Raw genomic sequence first — 16,404 nt, 5'->3', positions numbered from 1 at the left:
TCGCTGGTGGTTGAGACTGTGCAGATACGCAGATACATTATACAAATATATTATTTTTTCAATCCGAGATGGCGAAATGCTGTGTCGGCAAGGTCGATCACCCCTTCAATGGTTTTTTTGTAGAGACGGCGGATAGGCACATCATTGACATGGAGTTGATTGTCGAACTTTTGCAGGAGAATTTTTTCGCCGGCGCCAAGGGTTGAAAGTGTTGCAGCAGCCTGTGGGTCGACGCCAATTAAAAAGCGGTAGTTGTGTTTTTCATGACGGGCGGAAATTAACAGCAGGGTGCGTTCAATTTCGCCACTGCGGAAATTGTGCCGCGATGTTTTCGCCAGCAGCCGAGCGATACAGCGTTGTTTTTCGCCGAGAATTGTCTCCAGGGTCACTGTTGCAGGTTTGAGCCGCCCAAGGAGGATCTCGTCCCTCGGCAGATTGGCTGATGGTTTGCGTTTGAGATAGCTTTGTTCGGTTTCCAGTAGCACCACAACATTATTGTTGATCGGCCCGCCAATGGAATGTGATAGGGCGGCCTGATATTGACCACTTGTCAAAAACCGATGGTTTTCAACAATTTGCACCATGCCTGTTGCCCCGAGGGGGTGGCCGCGTCCTTTCAGGCCACCGGTCAGATTGGTTGGAAAACGTCCCATCGGTCCGGTAATAGCATCGTCGAGCAGGCAGTCAAGGAGTTGCCGGCGGGGGACAATACCGAGATCGACGAGGTTGATGGGACCAAATCCATTGAATGGATCGTGCATATTGATATGGATGGATCCAGCCAGTTGATCAAGGCTATTGAGCTTCGCCTTGCCCAGGGCTTGGGCAAGGGCAATCCGGGTTGCTGGAAAGCTGGTGAAGATCAAACGGTCAGCAATGGTCGGTATGTCTGTTCCGGAGCCGATGCCGCTGATCCGGACGGTGCCCGGTGTCGCTGTTAACAGACAGGCAGCGACGCCATCCGACATAGGGCAGAAATCGTAATAATGCAGTGGATCATAATAGAGATAATTTTTGCCGTTATTGATGTCGGCAAAATAGGTTTCAACGGGGATTTCATAATTCAGGTGAGCGTTAGGATTTTTCGCGGCATAACGCTGGGCACGTTCGGTCAGGCGCGCAGAATAAGAGGTCCATGCGTCATCTGACAGGTTGAACTCGTCCATCAGGCTGCGCGCCACCAGGGCTCCACAAGCCGGCATGGTCAGACCGTATTCTGCTTCTTCACGATCAATAACGCCGGCGACAATGCGCGTTGCCGCAGCGGTTGTGGCATCAGTCATCTTCTGGATGCCGATGGCCAGGACCTGGTCGTGCTGGCCGGAAGCAACCTCAAGGTAAGCGGCCTCGAAGGCGCTGGCGCCGGAGGACGAGGCGGTATCAACCAGGATAGATTTGGCACCACTGATGCTGAGGCGGCCACTGATTTTTGCGGCCACATTGTCGATGCCGGAAAAAGCAAAGGGATTCTGGCTGCCGACAATAACACAGCCAATTTTCTGCTGGGCGACGCTATGGTTTTGCACCAGAGGCTTGAGCTGATCGACAAGCTCGAAGAAACTCATTGCCGGGCGATGATGGCCGTTATATTTGCCGACCGGGAGCATGAAAGAGTCTGCCAGATAGACTGGTCGTGGCTGGAAGGGCACTACATCACCTTGTGTTGAATAAACGATAAAAAAAACCCCGAAGACCTGGAGGGGGGGTAGGTCTTCGGGGCTGGAGTCTCCCGGAGGAGCTCCACTAATTTGAACACTACACGAAAACCTTATAAATGTAAAGTGAAAAATAGCTGGGAAATTAATAAAACAGTTCAGGATTGTCCATTGGTGCGGCTGTGCTGGCTTTTGGGTAAGGTCATGGTGAAACTGCTCCCTTTTTCGGGGGTTGAGGAGACCGCGATGGTGCCATGGTGGGCGTCAACGACCCACTTAACGATGGCCAGACCCAGTCCCGTGCCGCCGTCGTATTGATGGAACTTTTTTTCCACCCGGTAGAATCTTTCAAAGATATGCTCCAGGTGATGGTCCTTAATGCCGATACCGGTGTCACTGACACTAATGGTTACTGCAGATTCTGTAGTCGCAGCAGCGATGGTAATCTTCCCCCGGGTAGGGGTGTAACGAACGGCATTGGTCAGCAGATTCAGAAGAGCCTGTCTTAAGCGTGGTTCGTCAGCGTGGATAACGAAGTCACGGTCCGGGCAGTGCAGCTCGACCAGAATCTCTTTTTCTCTGGCGAGAATCTGCCCCTGGCGGTGCAGGTCGACAAGCAACTGGTGCAGGTTAATTTCTGCAGGCTGTAAGGGTATTTGTCCTAAATCGCTTTTCGACAAGGTCAGCAGATCGTCAACCAGAAAGCTCATACGTGTGATCTCTTCGAGATTTGACTCAAGCACTTGTCGAATGTTGGTGGTTTTACTTTTACTGCGCAGGGCAATTTCTGTTTCGCCACGCAAAATCGTCAAGGGAGTGCGCAGTTCATGGGCCACATGCGCGGCAAATTGCCGGGCTCGATGCAGAGCTGAAAACATCCGCTGGTTTGAACGATAACAGTTTTCAGCGAGTTGGCGTAGCTGGATTGAGCTGAGCTGGTCAGTGGGGAAGGGCTGTGGGGGATGGTCAGGGCTGGTGTCGTTAATGTGTTTGAGCAATCGTTGCAGATCAATGGACTGCTGGTTGCTTCGCGGGTGGAGAAAATAGAGAGCCGCCGTCGCCAGAATAAGAAGTGATCCAATGAGCAATGCCAGGCGCCAGCGCAGGAGTTGCGCCCTAAAGGGGGTCAGATCGGTACTGAGGAGCTGATAGGCGACAATCTTCTCTGCTTTTCTTGTCGGCCACAGCAGGGCGCGGCGGAATTCGCCCTGGCTGGCGGTGAAAAAAAAGGTTGCCTTGTCTGTTGGCAGTTGGCCAACCAGGGTGACCTGCGAATGGCTGTCTGATGTGGATAAGCAGATCAGGTTCCCGTTGGGTGAATAACGAGCAAAATGCCACTCGTCGGTCAGCTGTTGCAGTGGTGCCGTGACCCATTCACAGGGTTGTCCCGTCGACGTCTCTTCAGGTGGCCGGGTCTGCTCGAGATAATCGAGTATGCCGGCGGTCAGCTGCAGCTCAGCATCAAAGCGGTCAAGCATTCCCTGGTAGAGGGAAGACTGCCACAAAAAGCCGCCAATCCCCAGAATGACTGCCAGGCCCAACAGGGGGGCACAGAAAAGCTGTCTGCCGAAGGCTGAAAAGAAGGTCAAGCTATTCCGCCTCCTTGAGCATATAGCCGACGCCACGGACGGTATGAATCAGTTTTCGATCAAAGTCGCGATCGATTTTTTTGCGCAGGTAATTGACATAGACATCGATAATGTTGGTGAAGGTGTCAAAGGTGTAATCCCACACCTGTTCGGCAATCATTGTGCGTGTTAAGGCCTGATTCGGGTTGCGCATGAAATATTCGAGCAGGGCATATTCTTTGGAGGTAAGATCGATCTCCTTATCGCATCTCCAGACCTTGTGCGATACAGGGTCGACGCGCAGGTCGGCAAATGCCAGTTCGGCACCACGATCCCTGGCGTTTCGGCGAATCAGGGCCTTAGCCCGAGAAACCAGTTCGGCAAAGGCGAAGGGTTTGGTCAGATAGTCATCGCTGCCGCTGTCAAGGCCGTCAATGATATCATCGATGCTGTCTTTGGCGGTCAGGCAAAGGATAGGAGTGGTGATGTTTTTCTCGCGGAGGGCTTTAATGACACTGAGCCCATCCATTTTAGGGAGCATAACATCCATCAGAATTAAATCGTAGTTTCCATTGCTGGCCAGGGACATTCCTTCCTTGCCATCCCCTGCCAGATCGACAGAAAAATCTTCTTCTTCAAGCCCGCGCTTGATAAAACCGGCGACTTTTTTTTCATCTTCAACAACCAGGATGCGCATGGGACTGTCTCCTTTAACGTAGTACCAGCCGGGGATCTGTCTGTGATTGATTTTAATGTAAAAGAATAAATTGTTAAGCTGACCAGGATGTCTGATCAGCTTTTTAGGAGGATACAGCCACAAAAATCTTTTTTGAGTAGTGTACGCTCATGAGAAACTTTCGGAGACTTTAACAGAGTCAGATGCTCAGTGCAAGGCAAATAAAAGATTTCTTTAATTTTTACCGCGAGGGAATGTTGTCAGGGTGCCGCGGATACCATCCGCAGCTTGCTATTGTCGTACAAATCCGGTCAAGGAGAGATTCTTTGTTGATTTTCATGCATAGATTCTGTTAATTAGTGGGAATGAAAGAAAATTACGTATCCATCGATGTCGGGGTGAAAGGCGCATTCGTTGAACTGGCGAGCGCCGTGCTGATGGAGCAGGGGAGCTGTGGCATTGTTATTGAGGATCTGGAATTAGACACTTTTGATGTGCCCGACAATCCCCTGGAGGCTGACAAAGACTACACCCTTGTCGCCTATTTTGCCACCGAAACCCCTGTTGCAAGGTTACTTGACCAGTTAACATCGGCTTTTGCCGAGTTGCCGGTGTTTGCCGCCGCAACGATCAGCCTGACGGTCAGTGAATCCTTGCCCAAGGTTGATTGGGCGCAGAGCTGGAAACAGAACTTTACCAGCTTTCAGATTGGCAATCGCCTGATTGTCCACCCAAGTTGGGAAAATCCGCCTGTCGCAGAAAACCAGGTCGCTATTGAAATCGATCCGGGTATGGCCTTTGGTACCGGCACCCATGCTACCACCCGACTCTGTCTGGAAGCCATTGCCGCGCAACTGGATAAAGGTCAGCGTCCGCTGCGCTTGCTCGATGTTGGTACCGGTTCCGGCATATTGGCCATCGGTGCAGCGGCACTGGGCTGTGATCAGGTGGTTGCAAATGACATAGATCCGATCGCTTGTGGCGTGGCGCGGGAAAATGTCGCTAGAAACAACCGGGAAAACCAGGTCACCGTTACGGATGAACCCCTGGAGAATATCGATGGCACCTATGATCTGGTAGTTGCCAATATCCTTGCCGAGGAAAATATCCGCCTCAAGGCGGCGCTGCTGCAGCGTCTGCGGCCTGGCGGATGGCTGATTTTATCTGGAATTCTCAAGGAAAAAGAATTCCTCGTGACGGCAGCTTTTGCCGGCGCGGAACTTCGGGCATTGCCACCATGCAGCCGTGATGGCTGGGTTTGCCTGGTGTATCAACGGCAACAAATGGCATGAGAAGTTTTTTTGTTGCGGATGTAGATTTTCGGTTTAATGATCGTATCCCGTTGCCGCAGGAACTGCATCATCATCTGGTGCGGGTGTTACGTCTCGCGCCTGGCGCTGAATTTCGGCTTTTTGATGGCCGCGGACAGGTTGCTGATGCGGTGTTGCAGGATGATGGTCGCGCCTGGCTGCGTTTGTTGCACGACAGTTTGCCGGCGCCCTGCCGGATCCGTTTGATTCAAGGAATTCCCAAGGGCGACAAAACCGAACTGATCCTGCAGAAAGGAACGGAGCTGGGGGTCAGCCAGTTTGATCTGGTTACCACTGAACGCAGTGTCGTGCGTTTCAAGCGCGAATCGCGCCAACGGTTGCGCTGGGAAAAGATTATCCAGGAAGCGGCACGTCAGAGTGGCCAGTATCATCTGCCCCAATTGCAGTGCAGTGATTCCCTCGAAGCCACTCTGGCAGCGGATGAGGCGGATCTGAAACTGCTGCTGTGGGAGCAGAGTGAGGCTCCGTTGGCTGATCTGTTGGGCGATAAGAAACACCAGCGGATTTCGGTGATAGTAGGTCCCGAAGGGGGAATCTCTGAGACAGAGGCTGCTGTCGCCGTATCGAGCGGTTTTCAACCCGTCAGTCTGGGACCGAGAATTTTGCGGACGGAAACCGCCGGTCTTGCGATAATCGCTGTTTTACAATATCTTTATGGAGATTTATCCGGTAGTTCAGGCTCAATAAAGCGAACCTATTCATCTGGAAAGGACATGTCATGAAGTGCCCCAAGTGTGGTTACAACAGCTTCGACTATCTCGACAGCTGCAAAAAATGCGGCAAGGATCTGGTAGAGTTTAAACAGCGCTTTGGAATCAAAAGTGTTCTGTTCCCGGGTGTTACCACGGCTACGGCTGCGAGTTTGGCTGAAGATGAAGGCCTGCTTGCAGTTGAGACTTCCGAACGTGCAGCGGCCACCGCGCTCGGTGCTGCGGATGTCTCTGCGGCTGCCAAAGCTCCGGCAGCAGCTGATGACAGTTCCTCTGGTGACGACTTTGGTTTCGATTTTATGGGCGAAAGCAGTGACGAGGAAGATCTCTCCTTCGATGAACTGTTTGAAGAGGCTCCACAAGAAGAGGATATGGAAGAGACACTCGAAGCCCCTAAGGGTGCCGCTGATGCCGAACCTGCAACAGCAGGGGGCGGTGACTTTGCTTTCGATGTGCCTGAAGCTGATGACGAACTTGAGGACGATTTCGGTTTTGATGTCGAGGGTGTCGCAACGGAAGAAGCAGAACCAGGCAAGACCAAGGGCTCAGAGGAGGGCCCCTCCGACCCTTTTGACTTACCGGAGTCTTCAGCTGTCGTGGAGGCTCCGGTACCATCGATTCCAGCTAGCAACGTAACGACTGGAGCTGCCGCAATGGCGGAATCCGCGGTTGTGACAGGGCAACGACCGGATGATCAGTCAGCTGTGGAAGATAGGACTCCCTTCGCGGCAGGGGAAGAAGAGGATCTGTTTCACGATTCTGTTGTCGAACACAACCAGGGTTTTGTCCTCCCCGATGAAACAGCGGCTGAATTTCTCAGTCTGGAAGAGGGTGCGCCAGAGCTGCTGCCGGCCTCTCTGCGTGGACGTTTTGCCTCCTTTGTTTATGATGCTGCCGTTCTGCTCGTGGTCGGGGTTGGTTTTGTGGTTGCAGCCGAGGTTTCCATGTCCGGGCAGGCAGGGCCACTGCCGACACTGGACAGGCTGATTGATTTGTCGGTTCCCTACTTTCTGGTGCTCTTTTCCCTCACTTTCGGGTATTTCACCCTCTTCCATTTCCTCGCCGGGCAGACCCCCGGCAAAATGCTGACCGGTCTGCGCGTAGAAACCGATGGCGGTGAACCGCTGGCTTTTTCCCAGGCTTTTATGCGCAGCGTCGGTGGCTTGCTGCAGCTGCTCCCCCTTGGTGTGGGTTATCTGCAGTTGTTGTTCAGCGGCGATGGTCGTGGCTGGAATGACCGCCTCGCTGGTACCCGGATTGTCATGGTCGCGTCAAAAAAATAAGTTACCCCATTCTCAAAGCAATAAAAGATTCCAGATCGGGACATTTGATAAACTCATTGTGCTCCAGCTCCCAGGCGATGGTGGAGTGTGGCAGCGGACCGTAGTCGTGGCCGGGATACACCCTGGTCGCCGGCGGCAGTTTTTTCAGGCGCTGCAAGCTGGTGTAGAGCTGGCGCACGTCACTGCCGGGCAGGTCGGCGCGGCCGCAACGGCTGACAAACAGGGTGTCACCGGAGATAATCGCATCTGTTGTGACGAACACCACGGAACCGGGGGCGTGTCCCGGAGTGTCCATGACGGTGACGGATGAATTGCCGATAGGTAGTTGCATTCCCTCTGCCAGCTGGATATCGGCATCGGGAATAGCGTCCGGGTGGGCGGCAAGCTTGATGTCCCCGGCGGCCAGAATGTCGCCATTGCCCTTGATGTGATCCTGATGGCCGTGGGTATTAAGCAAAAGGTGTACGGTGACCTCGCGCCGGGCGGCCTCAGCCAGAACAAGCTGAGGTCGCATCGACGGATCGACTACAGCTCCCTCGCGGGTTTGAGGGCAGTAGATCAGATAGGAGAAGTTCTCCATAGCGCTTGTTTTAAGTTGGACGATTTCGAGGGCTACCATGGGTAGGTTACCGGTTCCTGTTTGCCGATATGGCGGATTTCCATAGCGACAACTTTAAAGCGGTCACCAGTTTTGTGTACTACCCACTCATCTCCTTCTTCAGGCGGTTGGGGAAACTCACGGGAACCTAAATAAACGTCTTCATTGCCGATCATCCCCCACCAGTCGAGGGAGCCGGTCTGCCAGATCTTGGTCTTGAGAAAAAAGGCCATTGTTTCTCCTGTGTTTGGCTGTAAGTGGTTGAGCGGTGTAAACTTAAACCTTATACTAGCAGAGAGGGTTGGGCAGCGACAACCATGGAAAATGGAGCGATGAGTCAATGAAATTCACCAAAATGCATGGCGCCGGTAACGACTACGTTTATATCAACTGTTTTGAGGAGCAGATTGACGATCCGGTGAGCTTGTCTCAAGAAATCAGTCATCGCAACTTCGGCGTTGGTTCTGACGGGTTGATCCTGATTTTGCCCTCAGGCCAGGCCGATTTGCGGATGCGCATGTTCAATGCCGACGGGAGTGAGGCAGAGATGTGCGGCAATGGCATTCGCTGCGTTGCCAAATATGCCTACGATCATGGCCTCACCCGAAAAACCGACATCAGCGTTGAAACCGGGAGCGGCGTTCTGGCGCTTCATCTGTTTGTCAATCATGACGGTCGGGTTGATCAGGTGCGTGTCGCCATGGGTCGACCCCGTTTGACCAGAGCTGAGATACCAATGATCGGCCCGGCCGGCGAACAGGTGCTGAATGTTCCTGTTGATATCGCCGGTCGGCGTCTCGAACTGACCTGCGTTTCCATGGGTAATCCCCATGCGGTGATCTATGTCGACGATGTGGAGCAGTTTCCGGTTCACCAGATTGGTCCGCTGATTGAGCATCATGCCTGGTTTCCCAGGCGCACCAACGTCGAATTTGTCCAGATTCTTTCTCCTGGTGAGGTAATTCAGCGCACCTGGGAGCGTGGTGCCGGTGAAACCCTGGCCTGCGGTACCGGCGCGGCCGCGGTGACGGTTGCCGGAGTGGTGACCGGGCGGTCCGAGGGCAGAATTACCAACCACCTGCGGGGTGGAGATCTGTACCTGGAGTGGCTTGATGACGGTGAGGTGTTGATGACCGGTCCGGCGGTCGAAGTATTCAGCGGGATTTATGCCCCAGGCTAAAAAAGGTTACAGGATGAAAGCGGTACTTTTTGATCTGGATAACACACTTTATGCGCCGGGCTGTGATCTGTTTTCCTTGATTGATGTACGCATCAACCGCTATATGGAAGAGGTAGCCGGTATTGCCCTGGCCGACGTCGATGGATTGCGGCGTCGCTACTGGCACGACTATGGGGCCACCCTGCTGGGGCTGATTCGTCATCATGAGGTCGATCCGGAGGATTATCTCGACTACGTTCATGATGTCGATGTTGCTAGTCGTCTGGTGCCTGATCCTGCCCTGCGCGCTGTTCTCAAGGATTCCGGCATCCCCAGCTATGTCTTTACCAACGGTTCGCGTGGTCACGCTGATCGGGTGCTGGGTGCTCTTGGTATCGCTGACCTGTTTGTTGATGTCTTTGATATCCGGATTGCGGGATACCAGCCCAAACCCAACCCTGACCCCTATCAGCAGGTGCTGGGGCGGCTTGCTCTGCAGGGAGAAGACTGTGTGATGGTTGAAGATCAGTTGCAGAATCTGCAAACGGCAAAAACATTCGGTATGACCACCGTCCTGGTTGCTCCTGAAGATCAGGCTGGAAGGGATGTTTCGTGGGTTGACAGTCATCTTCAGGCAGTGGGTGACATCGCGCCTTTACTCAGTCGTTGGTGTGCCGGTTTCGTTGATGGCTGAGCCTGCCACCTCGCAATTATTGCTCGGCACCCATGTGTCGATTGCCGGGGGAATGGAACAGGCTTTTTCCCGGGCCGGCGTCATCGGCGCTACCGCCATTCAGGTGTTTACCCGTAATGCCAGTCGCTGGCAGGTTCCACCCCTGAGCGAAGAAACCGTTGCGGCGTTTCGTGCGGCACGAAAAACAAGTACAGTACGCTACGTTGCTGCCCACAGCAGTTATCTGCTCAATCTCGCCAGTCCCGATCCGGATCAACGGCAACGCTCGATTCTCACCTGCCTGGACGAACTTGATCGCTGTCGGCGGCTCGGGATCGAGTCACTGGTTATTCATCCCGGCTCGCACAAGGGGGAAGGGGTTACTGCCGGGTTGACAACCTTGTGTCGAAGTTTTGAGCAGATTTGCCGGCAAGTCGGTGATGAGGTAACCATCCTGTTGGAAAATACCGCCGGCCAGGGCCATTCCCTCGGGGCGTCGCTTGATGAGTTGGCCTGGGCGCTTGAACTCCTCGATCCCGGACGTTTTGGTGTCTGTCTGGATACCTGTCACGCCTTTGCTGCCGGCTACGATATCAGTACCTCTCAGGGCTACGAACAACTGATGGAGCTGATTGACCGGTTGATCGGTATTGATCTTGTGCAGCTCTTTCACTTGAACGACAGTAAAAAACCCCTGGGTTCCAGGGTAGATCGTCACGAACATGTCGGGCAGGGGTTGATCGGCGTTGAGGGCTTTCGGTGTCTGATGCAGGATCAGCGCTTTGCCGATTGTCCCAAAATTATCGAAACGCCGCCGGGCGAAAGCAACTGTTACGATCTGGAAAATCTGGCCCTGTTACGACATCTGGCGCAACCATAGAGCTGAATCTTTAAAAGAGGACAAATTATGCGCGCGGTTGTTCAACGCGTCACCCAGGCGGGAGTGACGGTAGCAGAAAAAAAAGTTGCAACGATCGGAACTGGATTGCTGGTGCTGATCGGGATAGAGCAGGGGGATGACCACAAGGACGCCGCTTATCTCGCCGACAAGATCGCCGGTCTACGGATTTTCGAAGATGCGGCGGGTAAGATGAATCTATCTGTCGCCGCTATTCAGGGAGAGGTGCTGGTGGTGTCGCAGTTTACCCTTCTTGCTGATTGTCGCAAAGGACGGCGCCCCGGTTTCTCACATGCGGCGCCGCCGGAATTGGCCGAGCCCTTGTGTGATCATGTTGTTGCGTTGTTAAAAGGTTCGGGGGTCAAGGTGCAGAACGGGGTGTTTCGTGCTGACATGGCAGTGGATCTGGTGAATGATGGGCCGGTGACCATGCTTATTGACAGCAGAAAACTGTTATGAGCAGGAGTTTACAAATGAGAATACTGATTCTGATGATTGTTTTTGTCTCTCTTCCACTGGTGGCGGCAGCAACGCTGTATAGCTGTCGCGATAGTGAGGGGCGATTGCATGTGACTGATAATTTACAAGCGCTGCCGGATGAATGCCGGGCTGATGTACATGAAGTAGAGGCCAGTGATCCGGATAACCTTCATTTTGTTCCGGAGCGTACTCCTGCACCTGCAGTCGATCACCGTTCAGAATATCAGCGCCAGCTGCTTGAGCAACAGCGGCAGCAACAGGAGCAGCAGCAGCGCGAGGAGCAACTGATCAGGGAGGCGCAAGGGCTGGCTGACAGGTTTGATCGGGCGCAGCAGGAACGCCGCAATGCCATCAGGCGCTGGAGTGCCGAATCACGCCGGACGATTGAGTTTGCAGTGGATGAAATGGCTGCTGCCCGCAGCGGTAAGCAACGGATGCTGGCCGATCTTGAGCGGCAGCGAGTGTCGATCAGAACCTCAGAACAGGTACGGACGATTCTCGAGCAGATTCCCGAGCCCTGATTGTTCTAATAAAAGACACGCTATGAAGCCCTTCGATTGGCAACTGGCCAGGCACGAATATGCTGATAAAAAACCTAATCAAAGAGACAAAAGTGAACTTGTTGATGATCGATGTTAGTTGCCGTAGCTGAATTGCGCCATCGCACCCTCTCTCCTGCAGCACACGCGGTTAAACAATTGATTGTTGAGACCCTTGCAGCAGAACAGATAGCAACCGGTGATGGCTGAAGCGTGTGACAGGGTTTTACGTAAAACTTTTAAACTATGATATGCTTAGCTTTTAAGGTTCTCGTCCGTTAACTGGTCAACCTCAATTCTAATAAAAAGGAGAGATATCGATGAAACCGCGGATTCTTCAATATGTTGCTAAACCCATGTGCCTGCTGCTTGCTTTTTGCTTTCTTACCGTTGATGTCGGCATTCGTACCGCACAAGCCGGAATGATCAGCACCGATACAGTTCTGACAGCACAGACAAATGACGCTGCGCGGGAGCAGGTGATGGATTTTCTTGCCCGCGAGGAAGTGAAGCAGGCAATGGCCAATCAAGGTGTTGCGGTCGATGAGGTAGCTGCCCGCGTGGCGACCCTCAGCGATGCGGAAATTGCTTTGCTTGCCAATGAGATTGAGCACTTGCCGGCGGGGGCATCTTTTGGAGCGGTTATTGGTGCGGTGGTTTTCGTTTTTATCGTGCTGCTGATTACTGATGTCTTAGGATTTACCAAGGTATTTCCCTTTACCAAACCGATCCGTTAAATGCCGTCAGCTACAAATGGTGGCGCAGGTTGGCCTTGGCTTGCCTGCGCTCTTTTTTTTATTATTATCCTTTTTACCAGTGGCTGTAGCACCTATCAGTATCGGGATGTCTTGCGCCATGAGCAGGAGCGCCGGCAACTTGCCGGAGTTCCTTTCTTTGCGCAGGAAGAATATCAGTGTGGGCCGGCCGCGTTGGCCATGCTGTTAGCCTGGAACGGCGCCGAGGTGGAGTTGTCACAACTGGTGGAGCAGGTTTATTCACCGTCGATAAAGGGGAGTCTGCAGCCCTCTATCATTAGCGCAGCCCGCCGCCAGGGTTATGTGGCGTATCAGCTTAGCGGTTGGTCATCCCTGGTGGCTGAGCTTAACGGCGGGCAACCGGTGATGATACTCCAGAACCTCGGTTTATCCTGGTATCCCCAGTGGCACTATGCCGTCGTGATTGGTTATGATCAGGGTGCTGGAACGGTACTGCTCCACTCCGGGATCTATCCCGAATTGCGGATGTCTATGGGGGTGTTTGAACGCACCTGGCGCCGGGGCGATTATTGGGGGCTGGTGGTTGTTCCTCCGGATGTACTGCCGGCCAGCGCTACCGAAACCGCTTTTCTGAATGCCGTGGTCGGACTGGAGCGGGCGCAGCACTATGCGGCAGCCAAGACGGCCTATCTTACTGCGGTTAATGCTTGGCCCAGCAGTTTTGTCGGCTGGATGGGAGTGGGCAACAGTAGTTACCAAGCTGGAGATATGGACACCGCCATCAGCGCTTTTCGCCAGGCGGCGGCGGTGCAACCGGACAACGGCATTCCGCTGAATAACCTGGCTTTGGTTCTGGCAGAAGCAGGTCAGCGCGCGCAGGCGCTGGAAGTGATTGACGAAGCCATCTTCCGCGGGGGAGAATTTCAGGATGCGTACCAGCAGACCCGCCGGAAAATCCTTGCCGGCGAAGGACAGTCCAACTAAATTGCGGGCCCGCCAAGCCAGCTGAACCAAGCGTCATTTAAGCAGTTTAGCGATAATTTCGCGGTACTTGGTTTCGATGACGTGACGCTTTTTTTTCAGGGTGTTGGTCAACTCTTCGCCGGCGGTAAATTCCTTATCAAGAAAATGAATGTTCTGCAGCTTTTCAAAGGGCTTGAACCCCTTTTTGGTATTCAGTAGTTTATTGATTTCTGCCTTCACCCGATCGAGGACCTTTTGGTCAGCAAGCAACTGGTCCTTGGTTTCTGCCAGTTGCTCAGCCTTGTCGGCGATAAACTCGCGTAACAGATCCAGATCGGGGACGATCAATGCCCCCAGCCCTTTTTTATCCTGGCCGACCAGAACTGCGTCAGTAACAAAGGGGAGTTGGGTAATGGTCGATTCAATCCGGCTGGGATCAATATTCTCACCGCTGGCCAGGACAATGATCTCCTTCGAGCGGCCGGTGATCACCAACTCACCGCTCAAGGTCAGTTTGCCCAGATCACCGGTACGAAAAAAACCGTCAGCGGTAAAAGCCGCAGCGTTTTCCTCATCATTTTCGTAGTAACCGGGGAACACCTGCTCTCCGCGCACCTGAATCTCCCCCTCTTCGCCGGCAGCCAGTATTTGGCCATCATCTGCGACAATGCGCAGCTCCGTTCCTTTGGTCGGTGGACCCAGGGTGCCGAAAATCTCGCAATTCAGGGCGCGCCCGGCAATGGCCGGCGCGCATTCGGTCATACCGTAGGCGTTGACGATACGGATGCCGATGGCATCGATCCACTCATCCAGATAGGCAGGCAAACTGCCGCCGCCACTGATCGCCATGCGTAAGCGTCCACCAAAGCGCATCTGAACTGCCGCGAGGTTTTTTTGGGCAAAACAATAAGGCAAAAACAGGGTGAGCAAGATACCAAAGGAAACCAGTTTTTGCCCGGCAGCAACCAGAGGATTGGGCTGGTGGAAGCGTGGTAGCTGGTTTTTCAGGCGGCGCCGGTGAAAACGGTAAGTGGCAGAGATAGCTACAAGCTTTTTGAAAATGCGCGCCTTGCGCGGATTCTGCTTTTCGAGGGTCTGATTGATCTTGCTGTACATCGATTCCCACAGGCGCGGCACCGTTGCTACCAGGGTCGGCTGGTAGGTTTCCAGATCGGCGGCAAAGGTTTTAACCGACGAGTAAACGGTGCAGCACCCTTGTGACAGGGCCAGATATTCGCACGCCCGCTCAAAAATATGCCAGCTGGGCAGAATCGAGACAAAGCTGTCAGTTTCTTTCAGGGCGATGATTTCCGGCAGGGTGAGAACATTGTACATAATGTTGCGGTGGGTCAGGATGACCCCCTTGGGGTTGCCGGTGGTTCCCGAGGTGTAGATCAGGGTAAAGGTGTCATCAAGGTCCAGGGCGTAGCGCCGGGCGATAAATTCCTCGCGTTCGCTCGGGGAGATCGTGCGGTCGTCAAGAATGTCGTTGTAGCTGTAGACAGTATCAAACCAGCGGTGGGTTTTCCCCCCTTCGATGACGAAAATCGACCGTAGTTTCTTCGTCTTTTTGAGCATCGGGCTGTGGGCTTTGAGCAGCGCTTCTGTTTCTATTACCAGAAACTCGCAGTCGGCGTTTCCAAGAATATATTCGAGCTCCCGGGTGGGGGTGTCGCTGCCGCGCGGCACGCTGATCGCTCCTAGAGAGATCAGGGCAAAGTCGGTGACTATCCAGCCGTAGCGGTTGTCCGATAACAGCATGACCTTGCTCCCCTTGCCAACCTTGTGGGAGGCAAAGGCTTTGGCAAGAATCAACGCATCATCAAAGAGCTTGGCATAACTGACGTGAAATTCGCTGCCGGCGGCGCGGTAGGTAAAAGCGTTGTGGCCAGCGTAGTTCTCACAGCTGGCAAGTAAGGTGTCAAACAGGGTTCCCTGTGGCGCGACCGCGGTAACCATAGACGTTATTGACCGCAGCACTTTTTGAATTTTTTACTACTGCCACAGCTGCACGGGTCGTTACGCCCGACCTTGGAAACCGTCACCGGTGGGGATTTGATCATTTCCCCTTCGGTAAACAGCCAATGGTCGTCGACTTTGACAAAGTGCCCACGTTCATGATGATTACGGATCACTCCTTTGTCGCGAAAACGCGCGATGAATTCGACCTCGCCGCGCTCATCGTCAGCGCCTCCTGTGCTTGTTGCGACGACTTCGAGACCCAGCCACTGGGATTTTTCGGCCCAGCTTTTGGTGCCTTTGTGGTCGTAATTGCTGCGATGGTCCGGGTGGGTGCTGTTGTAAAGAAAATCAACCGCCACCTTGTCGTGGGCACTGTAACGGGCACGCATCAATTCTTCAGCTGTTGCCGCGATTCTGTTCCCCTTGATTACCGGCTCACAGCAGTCGGCATAATCCCTGTTTGTGCCGCACGGACAACGTCTCATGGGTGTCTCCTTGTTTCACTATGTTGCTGACAAAGAATGCCATCAGCGAACGTCTTTGTCGGGGATCCAGAATGTTCAAGCATTGCTGGACCGGATTCCCGATGAATATCATTTCGGGAATGACGAATCGACAATTTCTGCAGAAGGCTCAACAAAATTACTGATTCGCTGTTGTTTGCTCCGCTGCCATGCGTGCCCGCCGGGCTTTACGGCGTTCACGGATCATCCGCGTGTCTTCGTAAAGATCGGTATAGGCCGCCTGCAGGGCTTCTTCAAGGTTCGCCAGGTCGCCATTGTTTTCTGCCAAGAAGTCTTCTGCGCCGGATTGGTCGGCAAAGGCCCATTTGGCACGGCGACTCATGACCCCGGGGCGGTCACCACCAATCACCCAGATAGCAGTTTCAGCGTCAATCAGTTCATCGGTGAAATAGTCACCGACCAGCATCTGTACCGGTGCCTTGTCGAGATTGTTAACCATGTCTACTGCCGCACAGCGGACACTGCAGGTGCCAACTTCACTGCCGTCATCATAAATAAGCAGCATGCGGCTGAAGGAGAATTTGCTACGATCCATTCCGCAATAGGGGCAAGACGGGTGGTTGACAATGTCGCTCTGAGAGCTGATAACAAGGGTGGCCACAAGTAGCAGGGGAAAAAACAGCAGAATGGTTTTTTTCACGATAATCTCCTCTTAAGCTGGGGCGTCAT

Annotated in this window: 18 protein-coding genes; 10 read left to right on the top strand and 8 right to left on the bottom strand. The window is 53.5% G+C overall.

The window, feature by feature from the left end; translation table 11 throughout:
* Positions 1-50: 50 nt before the first annotated feature.
* From AC6F7T_RS04455 to AC6F7T_RS04445, 3 genes are all read right to left on the bottom strand, one after another.
* Entirely contained in the window at positions 51-1,649 is a 1,599-nt protein-coding gene (locus AC6F7T_RS04455; RefSeq protein WP_500716794.1) for a thiolase family protein, read from the bottom strand.
* A gap of 164 nt (positions 1,650-1,813) precedes the next feature.
* On the bottom strand, positions 1,814-3,244 hold the full coding sequence (locus AC6F7T_RS04450) for an ATP-binding protein (RefSeq protein WP_500716793.1): 1,431 nt from the start codon (positions 3,242-3,244) through the stop codon (positions 1,814-1,816).
* 1 nt (position 3,245) lies between these two features.
* Complete coding sequence (locus AC6F7T_RS04445) at positions 3,246-3,920, bottom strand: response regulator (RefSeq protein ID WP_500716792.1); 675 nt, start codon at positions 3,918-3,920, stop codon at positions 3,246-3,248.
* 344 nt (positions 3,921-4,264) lie between these two features.
* Between AC6F7T_RS04445 and prmA the strand changes: the two genes are divergently transcribed.
* From prmA to AC6F7T_RS04430, 3 genes are read left to right on the top strand one after another with little or no spacing between them, the layout of a single operon-like run.
* Positions 4,265-5,191 carry a 50S ribosomal protein L11 methyltransferase gene (gene prmA / locus AC6F7T_RS04440; protein WP_500716791.1) on the top strand — a complete coding sequence of 309 codons (927 nt, stop codon included), beginning with the start codon at positions 4,265-4,267 and terminating at the stop codon, positions 5,189-5,191.
* Positions 5,188-5,952 carry a 16S rRNA (uracil(1498)-N(3))-methyltransferase gene (locus AC6F7T_RS04435; RefSeq protein ID WP_500716790.1) on the top strand — a complete coding sequence of 255 codons (765 nt, stop codon included), beginning with the start codon at positions 5,188-5,190 and terminating at the stop codon, positions 5,950-5,952. Before prmA ends, AC6F7T_RS04435 begins: the two co-directional genes overlap by 4 nt.
* Positions 5,949-7,223 carry an RDD family protein gene (locus tag AC6F7T_RS04430; RefSeq protein WP_500716789.1) on the top strand — a complete coding sequence of 425 codons (1,275 nt, stop codon included), beginning with the start codon at positions 5,949-5,951 and terminating at the stop codon, positions 7,221-7,223. The genes AC6F7T_RS04435 and AC6F7T_RS04430 overlap by 4 nt, the downstream gene beginning before the upstream one ends.
* A gap of 1 nt (position 7,224) precedes the next feature.
* On the opposite strand, the gene AC6F7T_RS04425 is transcribed toward AC6F7T_RS04430, so the two are convergent.
* Complete coding sequence (locus AC6F7T_RS04425) at positions 7,225-7,842, bottom strand: MBL fold metallo-hydrolase (protein WP_500716788.1); 618 nt, start codon at positions 7,840-7,842, stop codon at positions 7,225-7,227.
* Positions 7,836-8,054, bottom strand: a complete 219-nt coding sequence (locus tag AC6F7T_RS04420; RefSeq protein ID WP_500716787.1) for a hypothetical protein — start codon at positions 8,052-8,054, stop codon at positions 7,836-7,838. Before AC6F7T_RS04420 ends, AC6F7T_RS04425 begins: the two co-directional genes overlap by 7 nt.
* A 107-nt stretch (positions 8,055-8,161) precedes the next feature.
* On the opposite strand from AC6F7T_RS04420, the gene dapF reads away from it, so the two are divergent.
* From dapF to AC6F7T_RS04385, 7 genes are all read left to right on the top strand, one after another.
* Positions 8,162-9,001 (top strand): diaminopimelate epimerase, encoded by an 840-nt coding sequence (dapF, locus tag AC6F7T_RS04415; RefSeq protein ID WP_500716786.1) that lies wholly within the window; start codon positions 8,162-8,164, stop codon positions 8,999-9,001.
* 13 nt (positions 9,002-9,014) lie between these two features.
* On the top strand, positions 9,015-9,674 hold the full coding sequence (locus AC6F7T_RS04410) for a pyrimidine 5'-nucleotidase (RefSeq protein WP_500716785.1): 660 nt from the start codon (positions 9,015-9,017) through the stop codon (positions 9,672-9,674).
* Positions 9,667-10,533 carry a deoxyribonuclease IV gene (locus AC6F7T_RS04405; RefSeq protein ID WP_500716784.1) on the top strand — a complete coding sequence of 289 codons (867 nt, stop codon included), beginning with the start codon at positions 9,667-9,669 and terminating at the stop codon, positions 10,531-10,533. The genes AC6F7T_RS04410 and AC6F7T_RS04405 overlap by 8 nt, the downstream gene beginning before the upstream one ends.
* A 27-nt stretch (positions 10,534-10,560) precedes the next feature.
* Entirely contained in the window at positions 10,561-11,010 is a 450-nt protein-coding gene (gene dtd, locus AC6F7T_RS04400; RefSeq protein WP_500716783.1) for a D-aminoacyl-tRNA deacylase, read from the top strand.
* 14 nt (positions 11,011-11,024) lie between these two features.
* The gene (locus tag AC6F7T_RS04395) at positions 11,025-11,552 is read left to right on the top strand and encodes a DUF4124 domain-containing protein (protein WP_500716782.1); all 528 of its coding nucleotides are present in this window, start codon (positions 11,025-11,027) and stop codon (positions 11,550-11,552) included.
* Positions 11,553-11,890: 338 nt separating this feature from the next.
* Positions 11,891-12,307: a PA2779 family protein gene (locus AC6F7T_RS04390; protein WP_500716781.1), complete on the top strand. Its 417-nt coding sequence runs from the start codon at positions 11,891-11,893 to the stop codon at positions 12,305-12,307.
* Entirely contained in the window at positions 12,308-13,270 is a 963-nt protein-coding gene (locus tag AC6F7T_RS04385) for a PA2778 family cysteine peptidase (RefSeq protein ID WP_500716780.1), read from the top strand.
* A 33-nt stretch (positions 13,271-13,303) separates the two neighbouring features.
* Here the strand turns inward: AC6F7T_RS04385 and AC6F7T_RS04380 are convergent, their stop codons facing one another.
* From AC6F7T_RS04380 to AC6F7T_RS04370, 3 genes are all read right to left on the bottom strand, one after another.
* Positions 13,304-15,208, bottom strand: coding sequence for an AMP-binding protein (locus AC6F7T_RS04380; protein ID WP_500716779.1), 1,905 nt, complete (start codon positions 15,206-15,208; stop codon positions 13,304-13,306).
* 5 nt (positions 15,209-15,213) lie between these two features.
* Positions 15,214-15,696: a YchJ family protein gene (locus AC6F7T_RS04375; RefSeq protein WP_500716778.1), complete on the bottom strand. Its 483-nt coding sequence runs from the start codon at positions 15,694-15,696 to the stop codon at positions 15,214-15,216.
* A gap of 157 nt (positions 15,697-15,853) precedes the next feature.
* On the bottom strand, positions 15,854-16,375 hold the full coding sequence (locus tag AC6F7T_RS04370; RefSeq protein ID WP_500716777.1) for a nitrous oxide reductase accessory protein NosL: 522 nt from the start codon (positions 16,373-16,375) through the stop codon (positions 15,854-15,856).
* Between the last annotated feature and the right edge of the window lie 29 nt (positions 16,376-16,404).

This window comes from Pelovirga sp. (genome assembly GCF_059864205.1).
This window is presented reverse-complemented; position numbering and strand designations above follow the sequence as displayed.